Raw genomic sequence first — 13670 nt, 5'->3', positions numbered from 1 at the left:
AGGCTAGGGGGTGACGGGCAGCGGGATCAGCCATTCGCCAAGGTGCTGGTTTTCCAGCTCCGGTGCGCGGGATATCGAGAACGTGACTTCGTAACCGAGGACCTTGCCGCGCTCGGACTTGTCTTCCTTGACCGACTTCACGCCGACGTTGGCCGCCACGCGCCGGCGGATCACGCCGTTCTTGAAGATCTCCTCGGTGAACGCCACGTACCTGGTGGATGTGCCGCCGCCGTCGATGGTCATGTAACCATTCGCGTCCGCAACCTTGCCCCGGATGATCTGGCGCACCGTCTCGTCGGTCTGGGCGAACTTGACCTTCAGTTCGACGTTCGCGAGGCCGGACGGGATGGAGTATCCCTCCTGCCAGAAGGTGATCGCGTCGCCGTCAGCCTCCATGGTCCATTCAAAGCCGCCGTCTTCCGTGAGGAGGCCGGGGATCTTGAAATCGACGGGAAGTTCGTAGTCGAGGGCCTTACCGGCCACAGGGGTGGGGACAGCCGTCCCGAAAGGTGCGAAGCCGATGTGTCCGGTTACCGGTACACCAACAGCTTCGACGTCGTTGCCGAGTTCATCAGCAGCCATTATTTGCCTCCAAATAGAAAAACCATTCACAGGCGTGAATGGCTGGTTGATTGGTTTGGGTAAAGCTCTAAGCCAGCTCTTCGCCGGCGACGGACAGTTCAGCCGTCATGTATCGCCGAGGGTGGCCCGTTTCGTCCGGGACCGTGTACGGGCCGTTGAAGCCGAGCACCGCAGCAACCGGGTTGCCCGGTTCCACGCGAGCGCAGTCCTTGACGATGGCCTTGACCAGGTGAGACAGGTCCGTGGCCGTCTTGCCGTCGGTAAGATCTTTGTCGGTCAGGATGGTGATCCCGACCGTTGGTTCGTTGGTGACGATCGAGACATCCGGGCCGCCGTCGTCACGGACGATCACCGACTTAGGTCGGGCCGGGCTGGGAAACTGATTGCTCACAAACACGCCAGAGGCCAGAGGTGATCCGATAGCCGCCAGCTCTCGCCGGATGAACCCGGTAAGGAACTCCTCAAGGTCTGAGTGGATGACGCGCTTACCCACTCTTCTTCACCTGGTTCAACGCCCGGGCAAGGTTTCCTGTCTTGGACTCGACCAGCAAAGCAATCGGACTGTCCGCGATAACGAGCGCCGCGTTACGGCGACCGCGGCGAACAACCTCCACGCGGATGCTGTTCGCATATGCGTTACTGTCCCTCGGCGCCGAGGCACGGGCAGCAGCGGCGACCCTGTTGGCCTTTTCCACACACAAGCCGGTTACTGCCGGCGAGCGCCCGAGCTGTTCAAAGAATGAGTCGTTGAAGTCCACGCCGGCCATCAGCCCACCACCTTCGTCACTCTGAACTCGACGCCGGGATTCCAGCCAGTGAGCGCGTTGTGCCAGTCGGCAACTTCACCCTCAACCTGCCACAGTCCGGATCGTGCCCTGATGCGGTCCTGGGGCAGCACGTCCGCCCCTGGGGCGCAATAGAGGCTCATTGCCGTACTCACCGTGTTCCGGTTCTCGGTCTGCGTCTCGACGCTGCTGGACGGGGCAATAGCGCAGCCCTCAATGTCGATCGTGTCCGGCTCTGACCAGTCCCTCTGGGTGGCTTCGCCCGAGTAGGTATCATTCACGAGCTGCGCCCGTTCCCGCACCACCGTTTCGCCGTTCGCCAGGGGAAACATCAGCACCGCCCTTCCGGCCAGATGAAAAGGCCCTCGTAGTTACCGGAAGGCGGGGAGTGGAAGACGGGAAGGGTTGTGCTGCGCCCTTCGAATACCTCCACCATCCAGCCGTGAATCTCGGTCGGATTGGTGCTGCCAGCCAGCAGCGTGGCTGACCGCGACATTGGCCCAACACCTTCTGAGAAGGACTTCGCGCCCCGTATGGGCGGAACATCCACCGCACTGAGCACCATCTGCACCACCACGTCAGAGACGTCATCAGCAGTCAGGTAATCGTTAGGGTTGAGAATGCGTTGATCGACGTCGGGCCAACGACGTCGGATGGCACGAGAAGCCTTTCCGAGGTAGTACTCCGCCCTGGGCTTCTCCACAGAGTTGAGTGGACGCCATGCCTGCTCGATCGTTGGAATTGTTGCCAGATCAGTAGCCATGGCGTCCACCTCCTCTTACTTCGCCGGCGTTGTCTTGGCAGCAGTGGTCTTAGCTGCAGCTGCGGCTGCGGCGTCGGTCGCTTCCTTCGAGTCAGCCGCCGCTTTCGCTTCTGCTGCCGCTTTTGCATCGGCGGCAGCCTTTTCAGCCGCTTCCGCAGCTGTGGGGGCATCCTTTTCGAACTTAACCAGCCCCGCAGCCACCAGCCGCTTGCGCTCTTCGGTCGTGACGCTGGCCGGCAGGACTGCGCCCTTATCGAAGTAGCGCTCCGTATCTCCGGTTTTAGCCACGATCAACGTGGCAGTGACAATGTGTCCCATATCAGAGCCCCGTGTTCGTGATCTTGACGCCTGCATTCGGTTCCAGAACGACAGGCACCGTCACGCGGCGAGCGCGCAGCAGGTAGCCGTCTGTCTTTTCCTCACGGATGGCTTTCGTTTCTACGCCAACGCCGCCGGAGCTGACGTAGCCGGGACCGCCAAGCTTCTCATCGGCCATGCCGCCGAGCTGCTCCCGGTCCACCAAGATCGGGTCTGCCGTGGGGCTGTGGTTCGTGCTGACCCACGTCAAGCCCAACGCCTGCGGCCACGAACCGGTGACGACCGGGTTGCTCGCCTCTCGCGGCAGTAGCCCGGAAGTGACCAGTCGTCCGATGGCCTTGGCCCACTGTGCATCGTTGAGGACGATCACGTTGGGATCGAAACCCTCGTCCAGCGCAGTGACCTGCGCCTTAGCAAGCAACGTTCCTTCTACGATCTTGTTGCCGTCCGTCCAAGCGCCGGGGGCGCCGCCGCCGGTGACGTTGTACGTCTGGGTGATCTTCGACGCGATGACCCCGAGTGCAGCGGAGTCCACGTAGCGAATGGACCGGTTGACGAGCTTCGTGAAGGCACGCTCAACAGGGTTGATGCCCAGTCGCGCAATGGCCTCGTCCGTTACCGGGACGTCCTGGCCCCACTTGGTGGTCTTCGCGGATGCAAGCTCACCGGCAGATGCCTTGGTCTTCGGGTAGCCGGCGCCCGGGGCGATTGCCTCGGGGTCGTCGTCGGTGAAGATCTCTTCGCCCGTTTCGTAAAGGATGGACCCGCCGGCGGCGACGAATCGACCGGCAAGGAGGAAGTCTGCGATGTAGCGCTGCTCCAGCAGCGTGCGCAGACGCCGGGCCACCAGAGAAGGTGTCCGGAGGAGGTGATGAACCTCGATGGTATCGCCGTCAGTAACGACGGCGGGTGGTGCCGGGTATGTGTACGACAACTTGGCCTCCTTAGCGGGTGAAGTCGATTTCGACGGGCACGTCCGTGCCGCCGGTGAGGGCGATGCCAACAATGGCTCGGCTGTTGGTGACGTCCGCCGGCGTCGGGGTCGTAACGGCGGCGAGCGCCGACACCTTGCCGGCTGCGGCAGCAACTACAAGAGCACCGGCGGCGATTGCTCCCGAGGCGGCAACCTTCTGGACGCCGCCCTTGAGGACGGTGACCTTGTCTCCCGCTTTGGCGTCGAATGCGGCAGTGCCGACCCACGCCACAGCGTTAGCTCCGGCGGGACCGACGGTGCGGTTTCCGGTGATAACGACGAGCTGGCCGCCGGTGACATCGGCAGAAGCGGTGAACGTTACCGGGTCGCCGGGCTGGAACAGATGAACGTGCTGGCCCATGGTCAGCCTTCCTTTCCGGGGTAGAACTTGGAGTAGAGCTCGTCCTCGTCCGTGGACTCATTGACGCCGCCGGTGTAGCCCGACGGCTTCAGGTTGACCAAGCCGGGCGCGAGGCCCGCCAAAGTCTCAGCCATACCCGGATCAGCCGCGAGCGCAGCGACCCAGTGGTCGCGACGAGCCGGGGCGATCCGGCCATCGTTCACAGCGGAGTCAACAATTGCTGCCCTCTCAGCGGCGAGCTGCTGGTTACGTGCTGCGCGTCCCTCCTCAGCTGCGGCCTGGAGGTTCGCGTACTGGGCTTCATCCAGTACGACGGTGCCCGCTGCTGCGGTTGCTGTAACGGTGTCCTGCTCTGCAAGCACCTCGTCAACGGCGGCCAGCAAGGCGTCGTCGTCCAGGTTCGCTTCGGCGGAGATGCCGAGCCGCTCACGGAGCCCCTTTTTCAGTGCATCCGACATGTTGTCGGTTCCTTTCTCTCGGGGGTTGATACGTTCCGCCGGCTCGGCCGGAGGCATGTTGGTGGTCTTATCGACCAGGTTGGTAAGTTGCTGGAGCGCCCGACCGTTGGCGAGGCTCAGGCCCTCCTTGCGGGTTTGGTTCGTGGGGACCATAGGCCGGGGTGCGTCGCGGCGGCCAGCATGGGCGAATATCGACAGATCGAACTTGGCTGTGGACGCTTCCGCTTCGTCGTCCGCTTCGTTTCCCTTGCGGGTTACAACGCGGTCTGCGAGGCCAGCGGCCACAGCTTCCTCTGCCGTGTACCAGGTCTCTGCGTGCATCGCGGTGCGCCACTCTTCAATGGTTCCTCCGGCGCGCTCTGCGTAGACGCTGGCGATCGTTTCGGACAGTTGGTTGAGGACCTTGGCCGTTTCTTCCATGTCTGCCGCGTTGCCCCAGCACACGGCTGAGGCGTCGTGGATCATCATTTCCGCGCCGAAGCCCATGACCACTTCATCGGCCGCTTGGACGATGAAGGAAGCCGCTGATGCTGCCAGCCCGTCCACGGTGGCGGTAACGTGCGCCTTGTGACGGCGCAGCGCGTTCATGATCGCTGTTCCGTCAAACACTGATCCGCCCGGGGAGTTGACGTAGAGGTTGATGTTCTCGACGTCGAGGGCCGCCAGCTCCGTGACGAACTCGGATGCGTTCACACCCCAGTAACTGTCAATTACGTCGTAAATATAGACATCCGCTGCGTCCCCGGATTTGGCTTCCATCCGGTACCACTGCTTACCTTCGGTTGCCATCTTCAGTGGTCTGCTCATCTGGGTTCTCCTTGTCATGAACCGGGCCAGCGGTTTTCGGTAGGCCGCGGCTCAGGCGCTCTACGTGCCGGGGGCGGTGACTGGCTTGCCTGGGTGGTTGTGACCCTCTCGCGGGCCGTTGTCGGGTCCGCTGCCGGGAGGTTGTACTGGTTCCGGAGGTGAGCCTCCAGCGGATCGTCCAGCGTCAGCGCACCAACGTCGACCAAACGTGCGATGGATTCCGCTGTTGCGGGGTGTCGGGACCCGATCTCGTCAAACACGAGTTTTGGCGCCGGCTCTTCCGGCCCCCAGTTGTGGTCAACGAGATCCTCAATGACGTGCTGGTTGGTCACGTCCGCGATCTGGTTGGCGACGGTCTGCAGGGACAGCGTGAAGAAGTCCGCGAACGTGGAACCCAAAGCCCAAGAGCCTGTCTCGGTCCCAAGGTTCAGGAAGTGCGCCAAGACTGCCCGCGCCATCTGCTCGTCGTAGTAGCGAATAGGCTTGTCCGCGTCAGGCAGGTCGCCCTCGACGCCCTTCATGTCGAGCTTTGCCCCATCGGGAAGTGAAGCTCCAGAATTGTCGCCCGAACGCAGGCCCCTGGCGATCTTCAGACCAGCCGCGATCTCTTCGTTCTGGCGCCTCACGTACTCCGCCTCCGCGAGGCCATCCGGGAGCTTTGAGGCAGTGTAGATCGGGACGCCCATGCCATTGCGGTCCAGGGTTTGCGCTTGGACCCGCAAAGCACGGTCCTTGAGCAGCCAGTACTTGTAAGCAGGTCGGATAACGGACTGTCCCAACCAGTTTCCGCCCTCACGGTCATTGACATAGGCAACCAAGTTGCCCACCTCTATGCGCGGATCCTTACTGCCCGCTTTGGCGGAGAATTGCTCGATTGCTACCAGACCGCCGTCCGAGGCGACATCGATCTTGCTAATGGTGCGGGGCGGACGCCATTCCAGCTTCCGCAAATGAGCCCTGCCACCCTCAATTCCGTATACCTGCTCAAAGAACGAGTGACCGAAGGGAAGCATCGTCAGCGCCAGCCGCAGATGCTCAGCCCAGGAGAACCTGTTGCGAGTTCGGAGGATCGAGCGCCCGGAGTCGCCCACGATTTGCAAGCCCATGTCATCTGCCACTTGCTGGGTGACTTCATCCCGGGCGCCGTTGGGATCGATCCGGTAGGTGGTGCGCCGGATCGGCAGCGTGATGGCCCGGAGGGTGGACACGACCTGTGCGTCCTGGCGGCGCATCTGGTCGTACACACGTACATTCTTTGGCCACTGAAGCTCTGGTGTTTCCTCTTCGTCTGGTGCTGTCCACCACGGAGAGGCATTCACCGCGTAACCCTTGGCGGATTCCGGTACTGCCATGCGGTGCTCCTCTCGCTCAGAAGCCCATTCGGGCGACGTCATCACTTGCGTAGTCGGTATCGGTGCTCTGTAGCGCCTCGGGAGGAGGAGCCGCCGGCGGGGGTGTGACCTCGCGGCGCCCCATCAGCCACTTGACCGCCGTGAAAGCCATGAGAGGCGCAACCTCAGCAGGTGATGCACGGTGATCAGGGATAGATGCGCCACCGCTGAACACCTTCACGACAGCTGTTGCTGCTGCTGTGTCCAGAACGGGCTGCGGGTTGTGGAAAACGGTGACGTCTCTGACGGAGTCGAAAACATCTGCCCAACCATTGGTTAGGTCGCTGCCTGACCACTCGACAACGGGAATCGTGAACTCGATGTCAGCGGCGAGGCTCTCCATCAGTGGCGAGATCGGGGCGCCCTTGGACTGGCCGGCCACGGCTTTGACGCGTCCACGCCGTTTGTCGTCCATCAGGTATCCCTTGACCCAGTCGGAGCCGTGGCGAGCCGCCACGATCTCCACCTGGGCTTTCCCGTCTGCCCTAAAGCCTCCAAAGGCCACATATGTCATGGACCGGTCATGAGACTGGTCAACGCCAGCCCATACTTCAGAGCCGGGGATTATCCGGTGCTCCTCAGCGACGCCAATGGTGCCGTCTTCCAAGGTTTGGACTGGGTTCTTGCCCTTGTCCCATGCCCCTGGGGGGAACGGACCTGTGAGAGTGCCTTCTGACCACTGACAACCGACCTCTGTGCGGAACACCCACTCGGGATCGGTCTTGCATGCCGCTGCGATGGTGCGTTCGGTGAATCCGGGGTTCCAGTTCAGTGAGGGGTTGGCCTGCGCCCAGCCTTGACGGTCCCTTTTGTCTGTACCAGGAGCCATCGACCATTCCCAGAGGCCAAGAGTGTCCTCATCCTGCTCAAAATCGGCCAGTTCGTCGTCATCAAGCTCTTCATCGTCTTCCGTGAGGTCTGCGACGTCGAGGGCGGAAGGTCCGGCGGCTCCGATTTCCTCACAGATGCCGTCCGGATCTCCGAGAGCCTCGTGGGCCATCTTGCGGAGGTATCGAAGAACGATCGAGGTCAAGTCGCCGGCGTTGGACAGCGCCAAAATCAGAGCCTCGGCCTGCGCCATGGTCGTTTTGGTGATCGCTCCCCAGGCTTCCCAGTTCTGGTGCTCGCGCAACTCATCGAGCATGATCAGGTTGCCGGTGAAACCACGTCCAGCGCGACGGTTTGCGGCTTTCACCTTGTACCGGCTGCCTGCCTTTAGCTCCAGGGCCTTCTTGCCGTTGACTTTGACGACACGTTTGAGGAGTTTGGAGAGTTCCTCGTCCTCTTCTACGAGATCGACGGCGCCCTGCCACACTTCTTCGGCCGTTTCAAGGTCCTGGGCGGTGCCCATGACCAGCGGCCAGCCCCAGACGATCATGAACCAGAGGGCGAGGACCTGTGAAAGGGTGCTTTTGCCGTTCTGGCGGGCGATCAGGACCACTGCGGTCCTGAACCTCAGCGAGCCGTCTGGGAGCAGCTCCAGCATCCGGCAGAGCAGGACCTTCTGCCACGGGTACAGGTCGAGCCCTAGGACATCTCGCGCGAAGTCAATGACGTCGTAGCCGAGCGTTGTCTCTGGTGTGAGGGCCCGGAGGGGCGGCGTGCAGATCCGAGGTTCTGCGTACCCGAATATCTTCTTCCGCTTGGCGCCGGACTGGTCAGGCTCTGCGACATGGCAAACCGAGCGGTAGTAATCGCCCGGATCTACAGCGTTGGGACCACTAACCGGAGCGGCGTGCCCTGGCGCGAGCTTGGAAGTCTGAGACATTCGCGCCCTCCGGCTTTCCCTCTTCTGCCGGTTTGGTTTCCTCAGATGGCGGAACGGCCGTCAGCCCCGCGCCGGATGGAAGGGAAGCTGGCGTAATTTGCAGTTCAGCGCAGGCTTTGAGGTAGTTCGGCACGGTCGTTGTCATGGCCTTTTGGAGCGCTTCCATGCTGTCGCGCTGGGCCTCGTCAATCATCCAGGCAAGCGTCTTCACGGCTGCCACTGGACCAGCGAAGCGGGGGCCTTCAAGGTGTTTCGCGGCCGTGATGGTCAGCGCAGTGGCGTCAGCCATGTAGCCGCGCTTCCTGGCTGGCTTTACGAGCGGGGCGAAGCGGTCACCCCACGCCCGAATCTGCTCTGCGGTGGACCGTTCGACGGCGAGCGCCGGGTGGGGGATGACGCGACCTCGGGGGTCTGTGACCACCATGCCTTCGTCCTCGATTCGGCCCCTGGCTTCACGGAGTCGTGCCATGAGCGTGCAGAAGGTTTCCAGTGCGGAGCGGTCCACGTTGCCTACCAGGTCGTTGCTAGCGACGATCTCCCGCCACACATCCGCTACAGGCTCCGGAAGGTGATCCGGTGGTTCGATGTGGTTCTCAATTGAGGTCATAGTTTCAACTCCCCGAGTTTCATCGAGCCGCATTGGAGGGGCCTCGTGGTGAGCTTGCCGGTGGCGAGGGATTCGAGCGTGCGGGCCTTGACGGTAGGCCACTCGTTCGCGCTCTTCGGCCTGAGGCGTGCCACGAGGTCTGATAGCTGCCTGCGGGACTTCCTCCAGTCGATCAGGAGGGCGACGTCCGCTACGCACATCTGTGGATAGTCGGCCAGGACATCGCGGACGGCCGGCTCAGCCTCTTCAATTGCAGAGGGCCGGTAGTAGCCATCGCGAGCGCCGGGCCGGATTGCCCGGCGGACGGCGTTCCGAGAGGCTCCGTGGTCTCTCGCGATGCTCCTGATGGAGTTGCCCTCGTCCCGCTGTTCCCGGATCGCTGGGCGGTCGTGCACGTTACTTCTTCGTGCCCTGCCATGCCTCGGCGTGGCCTACGGTCAGAAGGCGGGGCAGGTCTTTGAGCCCCAGAAGTGCCGTCAGGATATGGGCTGTGTCGTCTACCCCGTATTCCACGCCTGGGCGTGGGCCTTTGTTGAGCAGGGTCCGGTAGCTGATGATCCGTGGATCATTCTTGGGCAGCCCGTAAGAGGATTTGAGGTGTTCAGCCGAGTTGTTGTCGGTGACGATCAGGACTCGTTCCACTCCCTCTGGAGCATCCGTGAGCCACTTCAGTGCGAGGCGGGTCTTGCCCTCCTGGCGGCCTCCAATGATGACGTGCTCTGGCCCGTCAAGGATGGCCGGGGCGGCCAGTGTAGCCTGCCGGGCCTTGGCGGCTTTGAGCCTGGCATTGAAGACTGGAGAAGGGTCGATGGTCAGAGCTGATCCGATCATGCGATCCGGCGAGTAGGCCAGAACGTCGGGCTTGGCAGCAGCGGCCATCTCGTCAGTTACGGCAGCTGCGAACTTTTGCACTCGCTGGTTCAGCTCGACGTCGTCAACGCGGACCCGCGCCGTGATGGAGACGTGCCCAACCGTGTGGGTCGTTTCATGAACGACGGGCAGTTCGATTTCTCCGATGTCGTGGGGTTCGCCGTCCCCGATTCGGGCCGAAAGGACGAGCGTGAGATTTCCGAGACTAGCCATGATTTGCTAACGCCTTTCGGGTAAGATGATGGGTCCGTTTTCCCCGCCAATTCAACGATCTTGGGCTATTTCCTTCGGGGAAACTCCCGGGGGGAGAGGGAGGAGCAGGCGGGGAGTGTCCGGCGAATCACCTTGCTGGATTTTTTCGGAGCCCCGCCGGCGTCCTTACTGCCGTTCAAAGGTAAGCAGGTACGTTTCGCCCTGCTCGAACTGCTCGCCAACGCTTTCGATAACGGTCATCCCGACGCTCAGTCCGGGCGTGTACTTCGCCCACTCCTTGTTGCGTTCGTCGTTGTAGTCAGCACAGAAGGCCAGAGCCGTCTGCCCATTGCCTGCATCGGTCTTGCTGTACAGGGTTGCTACTGCGGTCGTCTTACCCATGGCTGTTCTCCTTGGTCTTGGGTGGGGTGGTTGGGTGCCGGGCCTTGGACGTCACCAGTCTTCGGAGGTGACGCCCATGCTGAGATCCTCACCCGTGCCAGCCGCCTTGTTGCAGTCAAGGTGCGCAGGCTTCCAGTTGCTTGGTTCCCACGTCAGCTGCGGGTACAGCTTGCGTGACTTCACATGCTGCACACTGCACGACTGCTTATGCGGATAGGACAGTGAGTAGTCGATACTCTGCTCGCAGATGCAGCAGACTGCGTTGCGTCGTCGGCCCTCGGCCTTGACCTTGGCCAGCGCTTCACCTGCTCGCCTGCCTGACCACGAGGGGATGCTCAGTCCGTTCACATCAGTCTCACCACCTTGGCTGGACATGACAAAGGCCCCGACGGTTATCCGTCGAGGCCTTCACTCAAAGCTGTAGGGACAGCTATCCCCTCGGAATTACTGTACTGCATTTCTAGACAAGTGTTCGACGCCTCGCCCGCATGCGCTCTGACACCTCCAGCACATCTCCCGGGTAGTAGATCCGCGGGGCCTTGGCTGTAGTAGTGACTCGATCCAAGACGTAACGCAGCCTGCCCAGCTTCACCCAGTTCTCGAAGTCGAACTTCGTGACGATCACCTTTGTCTTCCGCTGAAGGTACTCACGTACCGCCCTCGGTGGCATCGGCTCCCCTCTGGCCTTACGCCTCAACTTCTCCATCACATCGCTGACGTTGTGGACGGTGTTGCAGACAGGGCACTTCACAGTGGCATCATCCGGGTGGGCGACCAGCCGACCATCGCAAGGTATCGGATCGTCATCTTCATCCTCCCCATCGAGGGGCTCCTCGCACTGGCCGTAGACGCGCTTGTCCTCTGGGCCCCACACAAGATCACGTCCCTGCTGCACCCAAATGCGGGCCATATAGAGAATCTCCCCGGCCTTCGGGTTGTCCATTGCAGTGGCATGAGCGCGGCCCGGCAGCTGATGCAGCCATGCCCGAAGCAACCAGGCATCCACGTTCATGGCTGGCTGGGACTTCGCATGACCACCACCGCCACCACTCGCGCCCGGACTCCTGGTCACAGCAGTCTGGTCAATGGCACCGTCGATGAACTGAAGCAGAGGGCCAACGTCGGCAAGAAGTGAGTCGAGTTCCAGGATGCAGTCAGTGCACAGATACAGCGAGGTTTCCCGGTAGCAGTCTTCAGTCGTGCACGTTGTCATTTGTCACCTCTCAGCTCTCGTTCGATCCGGCCACTGCGAAGATCCTGTGGACGCCAGACGGCAGCATTAGCGCCGGCTAGGTTGAGGATCTCCATGCACACCCGTTGGGCAGGGCTGACTCGTCCGGTATCGGTTTTCAGTTCACGGAAGAGGAGGCGCTTCCTTGATGAGCTACCAAGGACCAGATCCGGAAAGCCAGCCTGAGAGCGCCGGCTGTCAGGGTTGTGGTACCTGAGCTGATATCCGAGGAGCTGAGCAAGTTGCAGGACAGCAGACTGGAACTCATCTTCTGATGGTGAGTTAGGCGATGAAAGTCGTTGGGTAGGCATGTTCAGTTCCGTCCTCGCTTATGGGGGCGTCTTCTCTTCTTGGTTTGGTTCTTGGGTTTGCCTTGGGTTGAGTGCGGGGCTTCCTGCCCCTCACTGCCCTTACCTGCCCAACCCGTCCCTTCCCTACCCGTCCCGACAAATCCAGATCCGGGATACCTATGTCCTGGGTCAGGATTTGGTCTGGTGTTGGATCTGGATCCCGTTGCAGCCGGGTGTGCCGTTGCTGCCGGTGGATGCTTGACCGTGGCTGTGTGGGCCGGTGACTCGTTGGACGGGCCGGAGTGAGCCGTTGCCTCGTCTTGTCCCGGAGCGGCCAGCGTGGGCTGCTCTACGGGGTTCGTGTCGTCCGTTGCCGTGGTGCTGGTGGCCGGTGCTGTACCTGGTCGGGTGTAGGTGGGTTCGATCGGGGTGCCGTGCTTGGCGATGAAAGCAGCCGTTGCTGGGCCAATGATTGGCTCAGCCGGAACTGGGATGGTCTTCCAGGTGCTCTCGGGATCGTCTTGCCGGCGTCCGTTGCATTCGCGGCAGCAGACAACGAGTGTGTCTACAGTGCCGGCCTTGCCGGGGTTGGTGTGGTCATAGGTGGCGCCGCGTCCAGACTTGGTGTCTCCCCATGCGACTGACTTGCCACAGTATCTGCAAGCGTCGCCGTCGCGGGCTCTTACTCTCCACGTCAGCTCATTGTTCCTGGTGTCCTTCTTTCTCTGGTTGTTCCACTCGCGCTCGGCCTTGAGGATCATGTGGAAGAGGTCATTGTCCTCAACTAGCTTGAACGCCTTACGCTTCTCACCATCGACGGTGATCTCTGTCTCTGTGAGGTAGCCGCAGAACTTCGCTGCCTTGATCAGCTCGTGGTACCTGCCAAGAGATCCGGCCATGAGCTTGGCCGTGCCGACGCTGATGATGTAGTCCTGTTCGTACGCCGCCGCCTGGGTGGCGCAGCGGGCCACGAATCCGAAGCACTCATTCAGAATCCGGTCATCTGCTTCTTCCATCTCCACTGCTGAGAGGACGATCGGGTGATTCGCCGCCGCGTCGCCCTGCTTCAGCCATGGCACTGGATGGACCTTCTTTCGTGGTGATCGCCGGTCTCGGCATGTCGTTTCTGTAGCCGCCGTGTAGTACGACGGTCCGTGGTAGCGCCAGACGCTGTAGATACTCTTTCTGCCAAGGCAGCAGCTCCACTTCGAGCACCTCCTCCGCGAACCGAACGAGGTCATGTGCATTCTGATTGCTCACGCTGCCTCCTTCTTGACGGCTCGGGGCTGATGAAGCTGGCAGGGCGCGAGTTCACCGCAGCCCTGACAGAGCTGACGACTCCCGTGGCGCTCGTTCCAAGTCGAGATCGTGCGCGCATCGCGGTGGAGCGGTTCGCGCATGGCGGTTCGTTGGACTGCTGCGGTGAGACCAGCAACGAAGTCGAGCGTCAACGGTTCGGGTTCGAGCTTCGGCGCCCGATTCTTTGCTCGGAGCAGATTTCCGCTCTTGACCATGAGCCCCCAGCCTTCGGGAAGTTCACCAGGCTTGACGATCTTCGCGTCCGGTACGACAAGCCACCAACGGTGGCAGAAGCGCTTGATTCGTTCAGCCTTGGTCGGGTCTCGGAGTTCTGTGAGCCAGTCGGAGCGGGAGACCTTGACCTCGTGGCCGTGGATGGCCTGGCTGCTGGCGTATTTGTCAATGGCAATGAAGTCCGCAATGCTCAGCGGTTCCCAAACGCCTTGGGATGAACGAACATGTTCAGCCCTGACCCAACGGTCTGCGATTGTTCCTTGGCGCTCGGTGTTGTATCTGGCCAGGAGGAGATCCAGCATGGTTCGTTCAGTCTGGACGCCTGTCATTTGCCTCTCC

General features: G+C 61.7%; 20 protein-coding genes. All 20 read right to left on the bottom strand.

Going from position 1 to position 13670, the window contains the following annotated elements; all coding sequences use genetic code 11:
* Window positions 1-3 precede the first annotated feature (3 nt).
* The 20 genes from KCX59_RS01180 to KCX59_RS01085 all read right to left on the bottom strand — a co-directional run bounded on the left by KCX59_RS01180 (window position 4) and on the right by KCX59_RS01085 (window position 13660).
* Complete coding sequence (locus KCX59_RS01180; RefSeq protein ID WP_179017474.1) at window positions 4-582, bottom strand: hypothetical protein; 579 nt, start codon at window positions 580-582, stop codon at window positions 4-6.
* A gap of 67 nt (window positions 583-649) precedes the next feature.
* Window positions 650-973 carry a hypothetical protein gene (locus KCX59_RS01175; protein ID WP_179017473.1) on the bottom strand — a complete coding sequence of 108 codons (324 nt, stop codon included), beginning with the start codon at window positions 971-973 and terminating at the stop codon, window positions 650-652.
* Between the two features lie 94 nt (window positions 974-1067).
* The gene (locus tag KCX59_RS01170; RefSeq protein ID WP_179017472.1) at window positions 1068-1349 is read right to left on the bottom strand and encodes an HK97 gp10 family phage protein; all 282 of its coding nucleotides are present in this window, start codon (window positions 1347-1349) and stop codon (window positions 1068-1070) included.
* Entirely contained in the window at window positions 1349-1699 is a 351-nt protein-coding gene (locus tag KCX59_RS01165) for a hypothetical protein (RefSeq protein WP_179017471.1), read from the bottom strand. The genes KCX59_RS01170 and KCX59_RS01165 overlap by 1 nt, the downstream gene beginning before the upstream one ends.
* Window positions 1699-2130: a Gp19/Gp15/Gp42 family protein gene (locus KCX59_RS01160; protein ID WP_179017470.1), complete on the bottom strand. Its 432-nt coding sequence runs from the start codon at window positions 2128-2130 to the stop codon at window positions 1699-1701. Before KCX59_RS01160 ends, KCX59_RS01165 begins: the two co-directional genes overlap by 1 nt.
* A 15-nt stretch (window positions 2131-2145) precedes the next feature.
* Window positions 2146-2448 carry a hypothetical protein gene (locus tag KCX59_RS01155; protein ID WP_179017469.1) on the bottom strand — a complete coding sequence of 101 codons (303 nt, stop codon included), beginning with the start codon at window positions 2446-2448 and terminating at the stop codon, window positions 2146-2148.
* Window position 2449: 1 nt separating this feature from the next.
* Window positions 2450-3382, bottom strand: coding sequence for a hypothetical protein (locus tag KCX59_RS01150; RefSeq protein ID WP_179017468.1), 933 nt, complete (start codon window positions 3380-3382; stop codon window positions 2450-2452).
* A gap of 10 nt (window positions 3383-3392) precedes the next feature.
* Entirely contained in the window at window positions 3393-3782 is a 390-nt protein-coding gene (locus tag KCX59_RS01145) for a capsid cement protein (protein ID WP_179017467.1), read from the bottom strand.
* A 2-nt stretch (window positions 3783-3784) separates the two neighbouring features.
* A complete protein-coding gene (locus tag KCX59_RS01140) occupies window positions 3785-5047 on the bottom strand; it encodes a head maturation protease, ClpP-related (RefSeq protein WP_179017466.1) in 1263 nt (420 codons plus the stop codon).
* A 14-nt stretch (window positions 5048-5061) separates the two neighbouring features.
* Window positions 5062-6399, bottom strand: a complete 1338-nt coding sequence (locus tag KCX59_RS01135; RefSeq protein ID WP_179017465.1) for a phage portal protein family protein — start codon at window positions 6397-6399, stop codon at window positions 5062-5064.
* Window positions 6400-6415: 16 nt separating this feature from the next.
* Entirely contained in the window at window positions 6416-8206 is a 1791-nt protein-coding gene (locus tag KCX59_RS01130; RefSeq protein WP_179017464.1) for a terminase large subunit domain-containing protein, read from the bottom strand.
* A complete protein-coding gene (locus KCX59_RS01125; RefSeq protein WP_179017463.1) occupies window positions 8160-8813 on the bottom strand; it encodes a P27 family phage terminase small subunit in 654 nt (217 codons plus the stop codon). Before KCX59_RS01125 ends, KCX59_RS01130 begins: the two co-directional genes overlap by 47 nt.
* Window positions 8810-9208: a hypothetical protein gene (locus tag KCX59_RS01120; RefSeq protein WP_179017462.1), complete on the bottom strand. Its 399-nt coding sequence runs from the start codon at window positions 9206-9208 to the stop codon at window positions 8810-8812. Before KCX59_RS01120 ends, KCX59_RS01125 begins: the two co-directional genes overlap by 4 nt.
* Before the next feature lies 1 nt (window position 9209).
* Entirely contained in the window at window positions 9210-9896 is a 687-nt protein-coding gene (locus KCX59_RS01115) for a hypothetical protein (protein ID WP_179017461.1), read from the bottom strand.
* Window positions 9897-10061: 165 nt separating this feature from the next.
* Window positions 10062-10277, bottom strand: coding sequence for a hypothetical protein (locus KCX59_RS01110; protein ID WP_179017460.1), 216 nt, complete (start codon window positions 10275-10277; stop codon window positions 10062-10064).
* Between the two features lie 51 nt (window positions 10278-10328).
* Complete coding sequence (locus KCX59_RS01105; protein WP_179017459.1) at window positions 10329-10625, bottom strand: hypothetical protein; 297 nt, start codon at window positions 10623-10625, stop codon at window positions 10329-10331.
* A 112-nt stretch (window positions 10626-10737) separates the two neighbouring features.
* The gene (locus tag KCX59_RS01100) at window positions 10738-11490 is read right to left on the bottom strand and encodes a hypothetical protein (RefSeq protein ID WP_179017458.1); all 753 of its coding nucleotides are present in this window, start codon (window positions 11488-11490) and stop codon (window positions 10738-10740) included.
* The gene (locus KCX59_RS01095; RefSeq protein WP_179017457.1) at window positions 11487-11819 is read right to left on the bottom strand and encodes a VRR-NUC domain-containing protein; all 333 of its coding nucleotides are present in this window, start codon (window positions 11817-11819) and stop codon (window positions 11487-11489) included. The genes KCX59_RS01100 and KCX59_RS01095 overlap by 4 nt, the downstream gene beginning before the upstream one ends.
* Window positions 11820-11821: 2 nt before the next feature.
* A complete protein-coding gene (locus tag KCX59_RS01090) occupies window positions 11822-12877 on the bottom strand; it encodes an HNH endonuclease (protein WP_179017456.1) in 1056 nt (351 codons plus the stop codon).
* Between the two features lie 177 nt (window positions 12878-13054).
* Window positions 13055-13660, bottom strand: coding sequence for a hypothetical protein (locus KCX59_RS01085; RefSeq protein WP_179017455.1), 606 nt, complete (start codon window positions 13658-13660; stop codon window positions 13055-13057).
* Window positions 13661-13670: the final 10 nt, after the last annotated feature.

This window comes from Paenarthrobacter nitroguajacolicus, from assembly GCF_051027655.1.
GTDB classification, from domain to species: Bacteria; Actinomycetota; Actinomycetes; order Actinomycetales; family Micrococcaceae; genus Arthrobacter; species Arthrobacter nitroguajacolicus.
This window is presented reverse-complemented; position numbering and strand designations above follow the sequence as displayed.

Coding starts and splice junctions, on each gene's coding strand:
- KCX59_RS01085 (WP_179017455.1), bottom strand. CDS start 13,660: ATGACAGGCGTCCAGACTGAACGAACCATGCTGGATCTCCTCCTGGCC.
- KCX59_RS01110 (WP_179017460.1), bottom strand. CDS start 10,277: ATGGGTAAGACGACCGCAGTAGCAACCCTGTACAGCAAGACCGATGCA.
- KCX59_RS01165 (WP_179017471.1), bottom strand. CDS start 1,699: ATGTTTCCCCTGGCGAACGGCGAAACGGTGGTGCGGGAACGGGCGCAG.
- KCX59_RS01155 (WP_179017469.1), bottom strand. CDS start 2,448: ATGGGACACATTGTCACTGCCACGTTGATCGTGGCTAAAACCGGAGAT.
- KCX59_RS01095 (WP_179017457.1), bottom strand. CDS start 11,819: ATGCCTACCCAACGACTTTCATCGCCTAACTCACCATCAGAAGATGAG.
- KCX59_RS01125 (WP_179017463.1), bottom strand. CDS start 8,813: ATGACCTCAATTGAGAACCACATCGAACCACCGGATCACCTTCCGGAG.
- KCX59_RS01145 (WP_179017467.1), bottom strand. CDS start 3,782: ATGGGCCAGCACGTTCATCTGTTCCAGCCCGGCGACCCGGTAACGTTC.
- KCX59_RS01135 (WP_179017465.1), bottom strand. CDS start 6,399: ATGGCAGTACCGGAATCCGCCAAGGGTTACGCGGTGAATGCCTCTCCG.
- KCX59_RS01170 (WP_179017472.1), bottom strand. CDS start 1,349: ATGGCCGGCGTGGACTTCAACGACTCATTCTTTGAACAGCTCGGGCGC.
- KCX59_RS01160 (WP_179017470.1), bottom strand. CDS start 2,130: ATGGCTACTGATCTGGCAACAATTCCAACGATCGAGCAGGCATGGCGT.
- KCX59_RS01180 (WP_179017474.1), bottom strand. CDS start 582: ATGGCTGCTGATGAACTCGGCAACGACGTCGAAGCTGTTGGTGTACCG.
- KCX59_RS01115 (WP_179017461.1), bottom strand. CDS start 9,896: ATGGCTAGTCTCGGAAATCTCACGCTCGTCCTTTCGGCCCGAATCGGG.
- KCX59_RS01130 (WP_179017464.1), bottom strand. CDS start 8,206: ATGTCTCAGACTTCCAAGCTCGCGCCAGGGCACGCCGCTCCGGTTAGT.
- KCX59_RS01140 (WP_179017466.1), bottom strand. CDS start 5,047: ATGAGCAGACCACTGAAGATGGCAACCGAAGGTAAGCAGTGGTACCGG.
- KCX59_RS01100 (WP_179017458.1), bottom strand. CDS start 11,490: ATGACAACGTGCACGACTGAAGACTGCTACCGGGAAACCTCGCTGTAT.